Origin of the sequence: Mesorhizobium sp. 8, from assembly GCF_006351905.1 — a bacterium.
Classification (GTDB): Bacteria; Pseudomonadota; Alphaproteobacteria; order Rhizobiales; family Rhizobiaceae; genus Mesorhizobium; species Mesorhizobium composti.
Genome location: NZ_CP040914.1, coordinates 3,387,488 through 3,403,148, shown reverse-complemented (window position 1 = coordinate 3,403,148; position 15,661 = coordinate 3,387,488). Strand labels below are relative to the sequence as shown.

Here is a 15,661-nt window from a genome sequence, read left to right as displayed (position 1 = left end):
GCGCAAGAGATTTGATGACGCCGGCTACCGACCGCCCTCATCCTGAGGTGCGAGCCCGCAGACCTGCTCAAAGATCCGCGCAGAGAATGGCGGGCGAGCCTCGAAGGACGCACCATCATGCTACTCCGCCGCCGCCTTCGCCCTGGCCGTCGCGGGCTTGCCCTCCAGCGTGGCGATGAGCCGCTGGCGGATGGCCTTTTCGCGCGCTGCGCCCTCGATCTTCTGGCCGGTCAGGTCGGTCACGTAGAAGGTGTCGATGACCTTCTCGCCGAAGGTGGTGATGTGGGCGGAGGCGATGTCGAGCGACAGGTCGGACAGCGTGCCGGTGATCTCCGACAGCAGGCCGGGCCGGTCGAGCCCTTCCACCTCGACGACGGAAAAGCGGTTCGACAGCGCGTTGCGGATCGCCGCGCGCGGCGGGATGCGGAACACCTTCTGGCCGCGCTTCGGCCTGGTGCGCGTCGCGATCATCTCCGGCAGGAAGGCCTTGCCCGACAGCATGTCCTCGATCAGCTTGCCGACGCGCATGGCGCGGCGGCGCTCGTCCTCGTCGTGCTCGAACTCGCGGTTGATCAGGATGGTGTCCAGCGCCCTGCCGTCCGAGGTGGTGAAGATCTGCGCGTCGACGATGTTGCCGCCGGCCGCCGCGCAGGCGCCGGCGATGACCGACAGCAGGCGCGGATGGTCCTGCGCCAGCACGGTGATCTCGGTGACGGCCTCGAACTGATGCGTCTTGACCATGGTGGCCAGCTTCCGGCCGGCGGCGTCGGCCTCGCGGATGAATTCGGCATGACGCAGCTGGTCGGCCAGATCGACGGTCAGCAGGTAGTTCTCGTAGTGCAGCCTGACGATGCGCCGGCGCTCCGCTTCCGGCCACGCGGCCAGCGCCCCGGCGAGGTTTTCGCGCGCGGCCACGGCGCGTTCGGCGCGCGACAGTTCGGAGAAGCCGCCGGTAAGCAGCAGCTCCGTCTCGTAGTAGAGGTTGCGCAGGAGCTGGCCCTTCCAGCCATTCCACACGCCCGGCCCGACGCCGCGAATATCGCAAACGGTCAGGATGAGCAAAAGCTTCAGCCGCTCCACCGACTGCACGACGTCGGCGAAATCGGTGATGGTCTTGCGATCGTTCAGGTCGCGCGTCTGTGCCGTCATCGACATGAGAAGGTGGTTTTCCACCAGCCAGGCCACCGTTTCGGTGTCGGCCGCCGAGAGGCCCATATGCGGGCAGATGCGCCGCGCGATCTTCGCGCCGGCCGTCGAATGGTCCTCGGGCCGGCCCTTGGCGATGTCATGCAGGAGGACGGCGACGTAGAGCGCCTCGCGGCGCTTCTTCAGGCCCGGCATCAGCGAATGCGACAGCGGATGGATATCTTGCGAATCGCCGTGCTCGATCTCGGCCAGCACGCCGATGCAGCGGATCAGGTGCTCGTCCACCGTGTAGTGGTGGTACATGTTGAACTGCATCATGGCGACGATCTTGCCGAAATCGGGGATCAGCCGGCCGAGCAGGCCGGCCTCGTTCATGCGCCTGAGATTGAGTTCGGGGTTGCGATCGGACGTCAGCACGTCGAGGAACAGCCGGTTGGCCTCCGGGTCGCGGCGCAGCGTCCTGTCGACAAGGCCGAGCGAGCGGGTGAGCAGCTTCAGCGCGTCGGGATGGTATTCCAGCCCGTGCTTGTCAGCGAACCAGAACAGCCTCAGCATGTTGACCGGATCGCGCCGGAAGACCTGCTCGTCGGCGATGTTGATGCGCTCGTTGTCGACGATGAAGTCGGACGTGCCGGCGAGCTTGCGCTTGCGGCGCGAGAAGCCGGCGATCAGCCGGTTGAAGCCCGGCACGTGCTTGGCCTGCTCTTCCTCAAGTGCTGCGCAGAAGATGCGGGTCAAATCGCCGACGTCCTTGGCGATGAGGAAATAGTGCTTCATGAAGCGCTCGACCGCCGACAGGCCGGGGTGGCTGGTATAGCCCAGCCGTTCGGCGATCTCGCGCTGGATGTCGAAATGCAGGCGCTCCTCCGCCTTGCCGGTGAGGAAGTGCATGTGGCAGCGCACCGCCCACAGGAAGTCGTCGGCCTTGACGAATTCGCGGTATTCGGCGCCGGTGAAGACGCCTTTCTCCACCAGTTCGGCGCCGGTCGGCACGCGATAGAAATACTTGCCGATCCAATAGAGGGTCTGCAGGTCGCGCAGGCCGCCCTTGCCGTCCTTGACGTTGGGCTCGACCACGTAGCGGCTCTCGCCGCCCTTGGCGTGGCGGGCGTCGCGCTCGGCGAGCTTGGCCTGGACGTATTCCGGCCCGGTGACGCGCACCACCTCATGGTCGAAGCGCCGCACCATCTCGTCGTAGAGCGGCTCCTCGCCCCACAGGAAGCGCGCTTCCAGAAGTGCTGTGGAGATGGTGATGTCGCCCCGCGCCAGCCGCAGGCATTCGTCGATGTTGCGGGTGGCGTGGCCGACCTTCAGCCCCATGTCCCACAGCATGTAGAGCATGTATTCGACGACCTGCTCGCCCCATGGCGTCTGCTTGTAGGGCAGCAGGAAAAGGAGGTCGATGTCGGAACCCGGCGCCAGCGTGCCGCGGCCGTAGCCGCCGACGGCGACGATGGCCATGCGCTCGGCGGCCGAAGGGTTGCGGGTGCGATAGACGTGGGTGACGGCGAAATCGTAGAGCGCGCGCACGATCTCGTCCATGACATGCGACAGCCGGGCGGCGCAGGCGATGCCGCCGCCGTCCGCCATCAGCATCAGCTCGGCGGTGCGGCGCCCGGCGGCACGATACTGTTTCAGGAGGCTCAAAACGGCGGCGCGAACCGCCGGCGAAGAGCCGTCGCCCTGCGTCTCGGCCGTCAGCGCGGTCAGGTCGCGGCGCAGGGCCGCGCCGTCGATCAGTTCCTCGAGCCTGAGGGGAAGTTTCGCCATATACCGGCCGGGTTCGTTTCGTCCGGCGCGGTGTATAAACTGTTTCGGCGGCGCTGGGTATGGGGCGTTACGAACGGCCGGGCGTATAAGAACTGCGCTCGTACAGCGGGTCTATTGCGTAGGAAGCCCCCCTCTCCGTCGCGGCTTCGCCGCGCCACCTCTCCCCCCGTCCCGGATGGAGAGGATAGGCTGGTCGCACAGCTCGGCACTTGTCCTCTCCCCCACGAGGTGGGCACTTGTCCTCTCCCCCACGAGGTGGGGGAGAGGTGGCGCGGCGAAGCCGCGACGGAGAGGGGGAGCGCCATAAGCCGATGCTCCATCCTTGCGCGACGGGGAACGGTGGAGGAGGCCGGCAAGGCTTTCGCACAATTGTCCTGTCGCCCCAAAATCGCCTCTTGACCTTCCAGTGACTGGAAGCCCTATCTCCGGTGAAATCGAGAACCCGGACGGCTGACATGACGCATTCCCACGACCACAAACATGCCCACGGACACGACCACGGGCACAACCATGCTCATGGGCACGACCACGGACATGCGCACGACCACTGCCCCGCGCATGGCGACGGCGCCTGCTGCGGCGGTCATGCAAAGGCGGACGGCGATTCGTGCTGTTCGGCCCCCGCCGCCGAGGCGCCCGCCGTCGTCCGCGATCCCGTCTGCGGCATGACGGTCGATCCGGCTTCGGGCAAGCCGACCGCCGAGCACGACGGCCGTACCTTCCACTTCTGCAGCCAGGGCTGCCGGACAAAGTTCGAGGCGGCGCCGCAGGATTATCTCACGGCAACCGACCCTGTCTGCGGCATGAAGGTGGACCGCGCCACGGCCCGGCATTTCCTCAAGCACGAGGGGCAGAAGCACTATTTCTGCTCCGAAGGCTGCATGAAGAAATTCGAGGCCGACCCGGAAAAATACCGCGACGGCCGCCCGGCCCCTGCGCCCGCGCCCAAGGGGACCAAATACACCTGCCCGATGCACCCGGAGATCGTGCGCGACGGCCCCGGCGACTGCCCGATCTGCGGCATGGCGCTGGAGCCGATGGGCGTGCCGACCGGCGATGAAGGCCCGAATCCCGAACTGATCGACTTCACCCGCCGCTTCTGGGTCAGCGCCGCACTTTCGATCCCGCTGCTGGTCGTCGCCATGGGGCCGATGCTGGGACTGCCGGTGCGCGACTGGATCGGCGAGCCGCTGGCCGGCTGGCTGGAACTGGTGCTGGCAACACCCGTAGTACTGTGGGCGGCCCTTCCCTTCTTCCGCCGCGGCTGGGCGTCCATCGTCAACCGCAGCCCCAACATGTGGACGCTGATCTCGCTCGGCGTCGGCGCGGCATACATCTACAGCGTCGTCGCTATCCTGTTCCCCGACCTCTTCCCGCACGAGATGCGCGGCCATGGCGGCGCCGTGCCGGTCTATTTCGAGGCGTCCGCCGTCATCGTCGCGCTGGTCTTCCTCGGCCAGGTGCTGGAACTGAAGGCGCGCGAGAAGACCGGTTCGGCCATCCGCGCCCTGCTCGACCTGGCGCCGAAGACGGCGCGGCGCATCGGCGCCGACGGCTCCGAGACCGACGTGCCGCTGGACGAGGTGAAGACCGGCGACCGGCTGCGCGTGCGCCCCGGCGAAGCCGTGCCTGTGGACGGCAGCGTGCTGGAAGGCCGCTCGTCCGTCGACGAATCGATGATCACCGGCGAGCCGGTGCCGGTGGAGAAGGTGCCGGGCGAGGCGCTCACCGGCGGCACGCTGAACCGCAACGGCACGCTGGTGATGCAGGCCGAGCGCGTCGGCGCGGAGACGACGCTGTCGCGCATCGTCGAACTGGTCGCCACCGCGCAGCGCAGCCGTGCGCCGATCCAGGGGCTGGCCGACCGCGTCTCCTTCTACTTCGTGCCGGCGGTGGTGCTGGTGGCGCTGGCCGCCTTCACCGTCTGGCTGTTGGCCGGCTACGGGCTGACCTTCGCCATCGTCTCGGCCGTCTCGGTGCTGATCATCGCCTGTCCCTGTGCGCTGGGCCTGGCGACGCCGATGTCGGTGATGATCGCCACCGGGCGCGGCGCGCATGCCGGCGTGCTGGTGCGCGATGCGGCCGCGCTCGAACGGCTCGCCGCCGTCACCACGCTGGTGGTCGACAAGACCGGCACGCTGACCGAGGGCAAGCCGAAGCTGACCGAGGTGGTCGCCGACGGCATCGCCGAGGACGAGTTGCTGGCGCTCGCCGCCGGGCTGGAGAAAGGCTCCGAGCATCCGCTGGCGGAGGCAATCGTGCAGGGTGCCGAGGCGCGCGGCCTGACCGTCGCGGCCGCCTCCGATTTCGAGGCCGTCACCGGCAAGGGCGTCACCGGCACCGTCTCCGGCCGCAAGGTCGCGCTCGGCAATGCGGCACTCATGGCCGACCTCGGCATCGATGCCGGCAACCTCAAGCAGAAGGCCGAGGCGCTGCAGGCCGACGGCAGGACGGCGATGTTCGTCGCCGTCGACGGCCGTGCGGCCGGGCTGGTGGCGGTCGCCGATCCGATCAAGGAGAGTGCCGCCGGCGCGATCAAAGCGCTGAAGGCGCTCGAGATCGACGTCGTCATGGCCACCGGCGACAACGCGCTGACAGCCAAGGCGATCGCCGGCAAGCTCGGCATCGCGCAGGTGCGCGCCGGCCTTTTGCCGGAGCAGAAGGCGGCGCTGATCGATGAACTGCGCAAGCGCGGCGGTATCGTCGCCATGGCCGGCGACGGCGTCAACGACGCGCCGGCGCTGGCCGCGGCGGACGTCGGCATCGCCATGGGCAGCGGCGCGGACGTCGCCGTGGAAAGCGCCGGCATCACGCTGGTCAAGGGCGACCTCGCCGGCATCGTCAGGGCGCGGCGGCTGGCCGAAGGCGCGCTGAGCAACATCAAGCAGAACCTCGGCTTCGCCTTCCTCTACAACGTGCTCGGCGTGCCGGTGGCGGCCGGCGTGCTCTATCCGCTCACCGGCACGCTGCTGTCGCCGATGCTGGCGGCGGCGGCGATGAGCCTGTCGTCGGTGTCGGTGATCGCCAACGCGCTGCGCCTGCGCGCCCTGAAACTGTGATCCTCCCCCCAAGAAGAAACAGAAAGGAAAGACGCCATGACCAGGACGAAGAAGATCGTGCTCGCCGCCACCGCCGCCGGCATGCTGCTCGCCACCTTCATCGAAACCGTACCGGCTGAGGAAAGCCACAGCGGCCACGACATGGGCACCATGTCGATGCAGGCGGACAGCCCCTCGACCGAAGCCTACAAGGCGGCGATGGACAAGATGCACGCAGACATGATGGCGATGGCTTATACGGGCGACGCCGACGCCGATTTCGTGCGCGGCATGATCCCGCACCACCAGGGCGCCATCGACATGGCCAGGATCGTGCTGGAGCACGGCAAGGACCCGGAGATCCGCAAGCTGGCCGAGGCCGTCATCAAGGCGCAGGAAGCCGAGATCAGGCAGATGCAGGACTGGCTAAAGGCGCATGGAGAAAAATGAGAGGATATCAGCTTCCGTACGGCGCAGTACCCCCACCCCTAACCCCTCCCCGCAAGGGGGAGGGGGACTTTGCGACGGCGCTCCCACAGTCGACTGACGTTGCCGACTTTGAGTGAACCGGCGGTGTCGGCGTCTCCCTCCCCCTTGCGGGGAGGGGACAGGGGTGGGGGTGCACGACGGTCAGAATCGGGCGGAAGCCGATGACCTCCCAGTAGTTCCCAAGACACTGGCCCAAATCTCCCCGTGCGGTATCTTTGCTCCTGACCCGCCTCAGTCTCGGAGCCCGCCGATGCCGATGAAGACCACCACACTGCCCAGTGGCGAAGCCGTGCCGACGCTCGGCCTCGGCACATGGCGCATGGGCGAGGACAAAAGCCGCTTTTCCGATGAGGTGGCGGCGCTGCGGCTCGGCCTCGACCTTGGCGTGACGCTGATCGACACGGCCGAGATGTACGGTTCCGGCGGCTCCGAGCGCGTCGTGGGCGAGGCCGTCGCGGGCCGGCGCGACGCGGTCTTCATCGTTTCCAAGGTGCTGCCGTCCAACGCCTCGCGGCGCGGCACGGTCGCCGCCTGCGAGCGCAGTCTCAAGAACCTCTCCACAGACCGCATCGACCTCTATCTGCTGCACTGGATGGGTTCAGTACCGCTATCCGAAACTGTCGAGGCGCTGGAAGCGCTGAAGCGCGACGGCAAGATCCGTCACTGGGGCGTGTCGAACCTCGACGCCGACGAGATGGAAGACCTTGCCGGCCTGCCGGCCGGCAACCGGTGCCAGACCGATCAGGTGCTCTACAACCTCTCCCGCCGCGGCCCGGAATTCGACCTCCTGCCCTGGTGTCGGCAGCGCTCCATGCCGGTCATGGCCTATTCGCCGGTCGAACAGGGCAGGCTCGCCCGCAACGCCCGGCTGGACGCCGTCGCCGCTCGCCACGGCGCGAGCGCCGCCCAGGTCGCGCTTGCCTGGGTGCTGGCGCAGGACGGCATCATCGCCATCCCCAAGGCGGTGCAGCCCGAGCATGTACGCCAGAACGTGGCGGCGCTGGACATCGCGCTTTCGGCCGACGATCTCGCCGACCTCGACCGCGCCTTTCCTCCGCCGGGACGGAAAAGCCCGCTGGAGATGATCTGAAGCCTGCGCGTCTGGCTCGACCGGCTCCGCTGTCTGGCTTCATCAACTTCGGCGTTCCCGCGCCCATCTGCCGGTGACTCAACAAGAGCGAAAGGATCCGTCATGCCCATGGTGCGCATTTCCCTCCCCGCCGGCAAGGATGCCGGCTTCGCCAAAGGCGTTTCCGACGCGGTGCAGGACGCCATGGTGGCGACCATCGACGTGCCGGCGGCCGACCGCTTCCACGTCATTGCCGACTATCCGGCCGGGCGGCTGGTCATCGACCCGACCTATCTCGGTATCGAGCGGGGCGCCGGCGCGCTGATCGTCGAGATCACCATGCGCGGCGGGCGCACGGTCGAGAAGAAGAAGGCGCTCTACCGCACTATTACCGACAACCTCCATGCCCGTCTCGACGTCCGGAAAGAAGACGTGATGATCGTTCTCACCGAGAACGAGTTGATCGACTGGTCGTTCGGCAACGGCGAAGCGCAGTATGTGAAGGGCTAGCCCTTCGCCGCCGCCGGCACGGCCTCAGTAATCCACCTTCGGATACCAGTGCGGGTCGCGTCCCGCGGGCGTCGTGTCGAGCACGTTCCACAGCGGCGTGAAGTCAGGCGCGCCGCGCGGATCCTGTCCGGGATCGGCGGTCTCGCCGCCCATCTCGCCCGACCAGAAATGCCGGATCGTGCCGTCGCGCCGGGTGAAGACGTGATAGCCCGGCATGTCGCCCTCGGCGGTCCAGCTGCCGAAATCGCGGCCGAATTCCTCGGTCGTGTCGCTGTAGAGCGGCAGGTTCTTCCAGCCGCGCTCCTTTGCAAAGGCGTAGAGGCGCTCGACCGGCGAGCGCGCCACGACGGCCAGCGCCACGCGCTGGCGGATGTCGGCGGCATTGGCGGCCAGCGCGCCGACCAGCGCCGTGCACATCGGGCAAGGCCGCGCCCGCTCCGGCCCGAACATGTAGGTGTAGATCACCAGCGCGTCGTGGTCGCCGAACAGGTCGGCGAAATGCGCGGGGCCGTTCTCGCCCTCGAACACATAGTCCTTCTCGATCTCGGCGCCCGGCGGCAGCATCCGCCGCTGCTCGGCGACGCGCTCGATATGGCGGCGCAGGTCGATCTCCTCGGCCAGCAGCGCGGTGCGCGCCCTGCGGTATTCGGCGCTTTCACCTGGAATGCGAAAGGCGTTGCGCTCGGCCAGTTCCTTGGCGGAAGCAAGAGACTGCATGACGGTCCTCCTGTGGTTACGGATAACCTAGGACGCAGGGCCGGCACGAAAACCGACACAGCCGAGATTTTTCGTCCTCGCAGTCCGTCCGCCACTTCAAACTGGCCGGCGCACCGCGATGGGCTATGATGTCCCCGCGAATCCAATCCATGCGAGGGGAAGGCCATGAGCGAGGTGAAGATCACGGACCGGCTGACGGTTGCCGGCCAGCCGGACCCGCAGGCCTTTCGCGACATCGCCGCAAAAGGCTTCGCTACCCTCGTCAACCTGCGCCCCGACGGCGAGGAGCCCGGCCAGCCGGGCAACGCGGCCGAGCGGACGGCGGCGGCGGGCGCCCGCATGGCCTACGGCTTCGTGCCGGTCACCGGGCCGACCATAGGCAGGGCCGACGTCGAGGCTTTTCGCGGCCTGATGCAGCGCTCGGAAGGGCCGGTCTACGCCCATTGCAAGGGCGGCACCCGCGCGCTCACCCTCTATGCGCTGGCCGAGGTGCTGGACGGGCGCATGAAGGCCGAGGAGGTGGAGGCCTTCGGCAAGGCGCACGGCTTCGATCTCTCGGGCGCGGCGCGCTGGCTGGCGCGCGAGCAAAAGCGCGTGCCGGAAGTGACCGGGTTCTACGATCCGCGCACCTTCTCCATCCAGTATGTGGTGACGGACCCGGCGACGAAGCGCTGCGCGCTCGTCGATCCCGTCCTCGATTTCGACGAAAAGTCCGGCGCCACCGCCACGACCAGTGCCGACGCGCTGCTCGCTTATGTCGAGAAAGAAGGGCTGACGGTCGAATGGATCCTCGACACGCATCCCCATGCCGACCATTTTTCCGCCGCGCACTATCTCAAAGGAAAAACCGGCGCGCAGACCGCCATCGGCGCCAACATCACCGGCGTGCAGGCGCTGTGGAAGGACATCTACAACTGGCCGGAACTGAAGACGGACGGCTCGTACTGGGACCGGCTGTTTGCCGCCGGCGACACCTTCCACATCGGCTCGCTGGAAGGCCGGGTGCTGTTTTCGCCCGGCCACACGCTGGCCTCGATCACCTATGTCGTGGGCGACGCCGCCTTCGTGCACGACACCATCTTCATGCCGGATTCCGGCACCGCGCGCGCCGACTTCCCCGGCGGCAGCGCCAGGGCGCTGTGGAGCTCGATCCAGGCGATCCTCGCTTTGCCGGACGAGACGCGGCTGTTCACCGGGCACGACTACCAGCCGGGCGGGCGGGCGCCGAAATGGGAAAGCACGGTGGGCGAACAGAAGCGCGCCAACGCCCATCTCGCCGGCAAGGACGAGCAGGCATTTGTGGCGCTGCGCGAGACGCGCGACAAAACCCTGCCGATGCCGAAGCTGATCCTGCACGCGCTGCAGGTGAACATACGCGGCGGCCGCCTGCCGGAACCGGAGGAAAACGGCAAGCGCTACCTGAAATTTCCACTGGAAGCGTTTCCGGGGGCGGTGTGGTAGAGGACAGCTGGCCCTTTCAGCTTCAATTACTGGCGTTCCCCCTCTCCGTCTCGGCTTCGCCGAGCCACCTCTCCCCCACGTCGTGGGGGCGAGGATAGGCGTCCAGCTTGGCTCCGATCCTCGCCCCCATGAAATGGGGGAGAGGTGGCGCGCGAAGCGCGACGGAGAGGGGGGTCTGCATCATAGACGATGGCATTGGCGTTACGGACGTATGCAGCCGCCCGCGTCCTACTCCTCCCCCGCCATTCCCTTCAGCCGATACAGCGCCTCCAGCGCCTCGCGCGGGGTCATTTCGTCGGGGTGCAGGGCGGCGAGCGCTTCGCCCAGTCTGTCGGCCTTCTGCGGCGCGGCGGGTTTTGACGCCTCGCGCTTCACCGCGACGGAAAACAACGGCAGGTCGTCGACCAGCCGATCGGTCTTGCCGGCCACCTCGCCTTCCTCGAGCTGGTGGAGCACCTGTTTCGCCCGCGCCACCACCGCCTCGGGAAGACCGGCGAGACGGGCCACCTGCACGCCGTAGCTGCGGTCGGCCGCGCCCTTGCCGACCTCGTGCAGGAAGACGACGTCGCCCTCCCATTCCTTGACCCGCATGGTGACGTTGTGGAGACGGCCAAGCTTCCCGGCCAGTGCCGTCATCTCGTGGAAATGGGTGGCGAAGATCGCCCGGCAGCGGTTCTTCTCGTGCAGGTATTCCACCGCCGCCCAGGCGATGGACAGGCCGTCGAAGGTGGCGGTGCCGCGGCCGATCTCGTCGAGGATCACCAGCGCGCGTTCGCCGGCCTGGTTGAGGATCGCCGCCGTCTCGACCATCTCGACCATGAAGGTGGAACGGCCGCGCGCCAGGTCGTCGGAGGCGCCGACGCGGGAGAACAGCCGGTCCACCACGCCGATATGGGCGCGCGCGGCGGGGACGAAGGAACCCATCTGGGCGAGGATGGCGATAACCGCGTTCTGGCGCAGGAAGGTGGACTTGCCGCCCATGTTCGGCCCGGTCAGCAGCCAGATGGCGCCGGCCTCCCTGTCGCCTTCCGGCGACAGGTCGCAATCGTTGGCGACGAACGGCCCCTCCCCGGAGCGGCGCAGCGCCTGCTCGACCACCGGGTGGCGGCCGCCCTCGACAGCGAAGGCGAGGGACGAATCCACCTGCGGCCGGCACCAGTCCTCGCTTTCCGAAAGCAACGCCAGCGCCGCCGACACGTCGAGCACGGCAAGGGCTTCGGCGCCGGCGCGGATTTTTTCGGCCTCGGCGACTGCTTCGCGCAGCAGCGTCTCGAACACGGCGAGTTCGATGGAAAGCGCCCGGTCGGCGGCGTTGGCGATCTTCGTCTCCAGCCCGGCGAGTTCGGTGGTGGTGAAACGCATGGCGCTCGCCATCGTCTGGCGGTGGATGAAGCGCGCCTTCGCCTCGTCCGAACCGGTCAGGGCGGCGGCGTGGTTGGCCGTCACCTCGATGTAGAAGCCCAGCACGTTGTTGTGCCTGATCTTCAGCGAGCGGATGCCGGTTTCCTCGATCAGGTCGCGCTCCATGGCGGCGATGACTTTTCGCGATTCTGACGCCAGCGCCCGCATCTCGTCCAGTTCGGCGTCGTAGCCGGCGCGGACGAAGCCGCCGTCGCGCTTCAGCAGCGGCAGTTCGTCGGCCAGCGCCCGGCCGAAATGCGCGGCAAGCGTCTCGGGAAGGGCCGCGATCGCGGCAAGGGCTGAGCCAAGCTCCGCCGGCGGCGGCGTGGCGGCGAAGGTCTCGGCGATGGCGCGGGCGGCCTCGAAACCGGCCTGCAAAGCGCCGAGATCGCGCGGGCCGCCGCGGTTCAGCGCCAGCCTGGACAGCGCGCGCGGCATGTCGGCGACGCCTTTCAGCGCCAGCCGCACCGCTTGGCAGAGCCGCGGCTCGCTGCGGAAGAAGGAGACCGAATCCAGCCGCTCCGCGATCCTGTCGGGGCTCGTCAGCGGCGCCGTCAGCCGGTCGGCCAGAAGGCGGGCGCCGCCGCCGGTGACGGTGCGGTCGATGGCCCTGAACAGCGAGCCGTCGCGCGAGCCCGACAGGGTGCGCAGGATTTCCAGGTTGGCGCGCGTCGCCGGATCGATGAACAGCGTCGAGCCGTTCTCCTCGCGCTCGGGTCGCGCCAGTTGCGGCCGCTCGGCCTTCTGCGTCTTCTCGACATAGGCGATGGCCGCAGAGATGGCCGACAGTTCGGCGCGCGAGAAGGCGCCGAAGGCATCCGGCGTCGCCACCGCGTAGAAGCGGGCGATGCGCGCCGGCGCCGAGGCCGAATCGAACAGCGTCGCCGGCTGCGGCTCGGCGATGCGACCGAGAACGTCGAAGACGGCTTTCAGCTCGGCATCGTGGAACACCGGCTCGGCGACGATCAGTTCGCGCGGATCGACGCGGGCGATGTCGGCCAGCAGCCGTCCGGCATCGGTCTCGGCGACGTGAAAGGCGCCGGTGGAAATGTCGATCCAGGCCAGCGCATAGGTTCCCTGGTTCCCTGTCGCGCTGTCGCGCTCCTCGCCTCTTGCGGCCCCCTTCACCCGCCCGAGTGCCATCAGGAAATTCGATTCGGCGGCGTTGAGCAGCTTGTCCTCGGTGATGGTGCCGGGCGTCACCAGCCTGATGACGTCGCGCCGCACCACCGACTTGGAGCCGCGCTTCTTCGCCTCCGCCGGGTCCTCGATCTGCTCGCAGACGGCGACGCGGAAGCCCTGCGCGATGAGCTTTTGCAGGTAGTCGTCGGCGGCATGGACCGGCACGCCGCACATCGGGATGTCGGCGCCCTGGTGCTTGCCGCGCTTGGTCAGAACGATGCCTAGGGCGGCGCTCGCCTTTTCGGCATCGTCGAAGAACAGCTCGTAGAAATCGCCCATGCGGTAGAACAGCAGCGAACCGGGGTTCGCCGTCTTGATCTCGATATACTGTTCCATCATGGGCGTGACGGTGCCGGCGGCAGCCGGCATCGGCGCGCCGCCGCCCATGGCGGCTGGCGTACTCCCTTCGGTCTGGATGGCCGTTTCGTCGTTCAAGAAAGTCTTTCCAAAATTCCCGAAAGGTCCCTGCTTGGCGCAGGACCGGTTGGAAGTGTAGCCTTAATCGGGGACACTCCACAAAAACAATGCGGCCCGCCATGTCCGGCAGCCGTTCCAAGGCGAGGAAACACCAGCATCATGGCCAGAAAACCCGACAGCGACGGCCCCTCCGTCAGCGCAGAGGAGGCCCTGGAATTCCACGCCATGGGCCGGCCCGGCAAGCTGGAGGTGGTGCCGACCAAGCCGATGGCGACGCAGCGCGACCTGTCGCTCGCCTATTCGCCGGGCGTCGCCGTGCCGGTCAAGGCCATCGCCGAGGACCCCTCGCGCGCCTTCGACTATACCAGCCGCGGCAACATGGTCGCCGTCATCTCCAACGGCACCGCCATCCTCGGCCTCGGCAATCTCGGCGCGCTGGCGTCGAAGCCGGTGATGGAAGGCAAGGCGGTGCTGTTCAAGCGCTTCGCCGACGTCGATTCCATCGACCTCGAAGTCGCCACCGAGGACGCCGACGAGTTCATCAACTGCGTGAAATTCCTCGGCCCGTCCTTCGGCGGCATCAACCTCGAGGACATCAAGGCGCCGGAATGCTTCATCATCGAGCAGCGTCTGCGCGAATTGATGGACATCCCGGTCTTCCACGACGACCAGCACGGCACCGCCATCATCTCGGCCGCCGGCCTCATCAACGCGCTGGAGATTTCCGGCCGCGACATGAAGACGACGAAGCTGGTGTGCAACGGCGCGGGTTCGGCCGGCATCGCCTGCATCGAGCTCATCAAGGCGATGGGCTTCGCGCCCGAGAACATCACGCTGTGCGACACCAAGGGCGTCGTCTGGCAGGGCCGCACCGAAGGCATGAACCAATGGAAGTCGGCGCATGCGGTCAAGACCGAGGCGCGCTCGCTGGCCGACGCCATGGAAGGCGCCGACGTCTTCTTCGGCCTGTCGGCCAAGGGGGCACTGACGCGGGCCATGGTCGAATCGATGGCGAAGAACCCGATCATCTTCGCCATGGCCAATCCGGACCCGGAGATCACGCCCGAGGAAGTCGCCGAAATCCGCACCGACGCCATCATGGCGACCGGCCGCTCGGACTATCCGAACCAGGTCAACAACGTGCTCGGCTTTCCCTATATCTTCCGGGGGGCGCTGGACGTGCGCGCCACCACCATCAACGACGCCATGAAGATCGCCGCGGCCCACGCGCTGGCCGACCTCGCCCGCAAGGACGTGCCCGACGACGTCGCCGCCGCCTATCAGGGCAACCGGCCGAAGTTCGGCGCCAACTACATCATCCCGGTGCCGTTCGACCCCCGCCTGATCTCCGCCATTCCCGTCGCCGTGGCGAAGGCGGCGATGGAGACCGGCGTGGCGCGCCGGCCAATCCTCAACCTCGACAAATACGCGCAGGAACTGTCGGCGCGGCGCGATCCGATCGCCTCGACCCTGCAGCGCATCTACGACCGCGTGCGCCGCCAGCCCAAGCGCATCGTCTTCGCCGAAGGCGAGGAGGAGCAGGTGATGCGCGCGGCCGTCGCCTATGCCAACCAGAGCCTTGGCACCGCCATCCTGCTCGGCCGCGACGACGTCATGCGCGAAAATGCCCAGCATGCCGGCATCGACCTCGACAAGCCGGGTATCGAGATCATCAACGCCCGGCTGTCGCGACGCAACGCCATCTACGCCGATTTCCTCTACGAGCGCCTGCAGCGCAAGGGCTACCTGCTGCGCGACTGCCAGCGCCTCATCAACCAGGACCGCAACCATTTCGCCGCCTGCATGGTGGCGCTGGGTGACGCCGACGGCGTCGTCACCGGCGTCACCCGCAACTACTCCACCGCGCTGGAGGACATACGCCGCGTCATCGACGCCAAGCCCGGCCACCGCGTCATCGGCGCCTCCATCGTTTTGGCGCGCGGCCGCACGGTGATCGTCGCCGACACCGCCGTGCACGACATGCCGAACGCCGAGCAGATCGCCGACATCGCCGAGGAATCGGCCAATTTCGCCCGCCGCATGGGCTACGAGCCGCGCGTGGCGATGCTGGCTTATTCCACCTTCGGCCATCCGCAGGGCGAGCGCTCCGAGCGCATCCAGGAGGCGGTGAAGATCCTCGACAAGCGCCGCGTCGACTTCGAATACGACGGCGAGATGGCCGCAGACGTGGCGCTCAACCACCGGCTGATGCAGCAGCAATACCCGTTCTGCCGCCTCACCGGCCCGGCCAACGTGCTCATCATGCCGGCCTTCCACTCAGCCTCGATCTCAACCAAGATGCTGCAGGAACTCGGCGGCTCGACCGTCATCGGCCCGCTGCTGGTGGGGCTGAACAAGCCGGTGCAGATCGTGCCGCTCAACGCCAAGGACAGCGACATCGTCAACATGGCGGCCATCGCGGCCTATACGGCGGGGCAGTAAAAACCTTCTCAGCAGAGGG

General features: G+C 67.6%; 9 protein-coding genes. 6 read left to right on the top strand and 3 right to left on the bottom strand.

The window, feature by feature from the left end; translation table 11 throughout:
- Positions 1-120: 120 nt before the first annotated feature.
- Positions 121-2,916 (bottom strand): [protein-PII] uridylyltransferase, encoded by a 2,796-nt coding sequence (locus FGU64_RS16495; protein ID WP_139954167.1) that lies wholly within the window; start codon positions 2,914-2,916, stop codon positions 121-123.
- A 455-nt stretch (positions 2,917-3,371) separates the two neighbouring features.
- Between FGU64_RS16495 and FGU64_RS16490 the strand changes: the two genes are divergently transcribed.
- The 4 genes from FGU64_RS16490 (at position 3,372) to FGU64_RS16475 (ending at position 8,022) form a co-directional block, all read left to right on the top strand.
- A complete protein-coding gene (locus FGU64_RS16490) occupies positions 3,372-5,975 on the top strand; it encodes a heavy metal translocating P-type ATPase (RefSeq protein WP_139954166.1) in 2,604 nt (867 codons plus the stop codon).
- Between the two features lie 36 nt (positions 5,976-6,011).
- Positions 6,012-6,404 (top strand): DUF305 domain-containing protein, encoded by a 393-nt coding sequence (locus FGU64_RS16485; protein WP_136354393.1) that lies wholly within the window; start codon positions 6,012-6,014, stop codon positions 6,402-6,404.
- A gap of 289 nt (positions 6,405-6,693) precedes the next feature.
- Positions 6,694-7,533: an aldo/keto reductase gene (locus FGU64_RS16480; protein ID WP_139954165.1), complete on the top strand. Its 840-nt coding sequence runs from the start codon at positions 6,694-6,696 to the stop codon at positions 7,531-7,533.
- Positions 7,534-7,635: 102 nt separating this feature from the next.
- Positions 7,636-8,022: a tautomerase family protein gene (locus FGU64_RS16475; RefSeq protein ID WP_139954164.1), complete on the top strand. Its 387-nt coding sequence runs from the start codon at positions 7,636-7,638 to the stop codon at positions 8,020-8,022.
- Between the two features lie 24 nt (positions 8,023-8,046).
- On the opposite strand, the gene FGU64_RS16470 is transcribed toward FGU64_RS16475, so the two are convergent.
- Entirely contained in the window at positions 8,047-8,739 is a 693-nt protein-coding gene (locus FGU64_RS16470; RefSeq protein ID WP_139954163.1) for a DUF899 family protein, read from the bottom strand.
- Positions 8,740-8,904: 165 nt separating this feature from the next.
- Between FGU64_RS16470 and blh the strand changes: the two genes are divergently transcribed.
- Positions 8,905-10,200 (top strand): bifunctional sulfur transferase/dioxygenase Blh, encoded by a 1,296-nt coding sequence (gene blh, locus FGU64_RS16465; RefSeq protein WP_139954162.1) that lies wholly within the window; start codon positions 8,905-8,907, stop codon positions 10,198-10,200.
- 228 nt (positions 10,201-10,428) lie between these two features.
- Here the strand turns inward: blh and mutS are convergent, their stop codons facing one another.
- Positions 10,429-13,170: a DNA mismatch repair protein MutS gene (gene mutS, locus FGU64_RS16460; protein WP_139955415.1), complete on the bottom strand. Its 2,742-nt coding sequence runs from the start codon at positions 13,168-13,170 to the stop codon at positions 10,429-10,431.
- 189 nt (positions 13,171-13,359) lie between these two features.
- On the opposite strand from mutS, the gene FGU64_RS16455 reads away from it, so the two are divergent.
- Positions 13,360-15,642, top strand: coding sequence for an NADP-dependent malic enzyme (locus FGU64_RS16455; protein WP_139954161.1), 2,283 nt, complete (start codon positions 13,360-13,362; stop codon positions 15,640-15,642).
- Positions 15,643-15,661 lie beyond the last annotated feature (19 nt).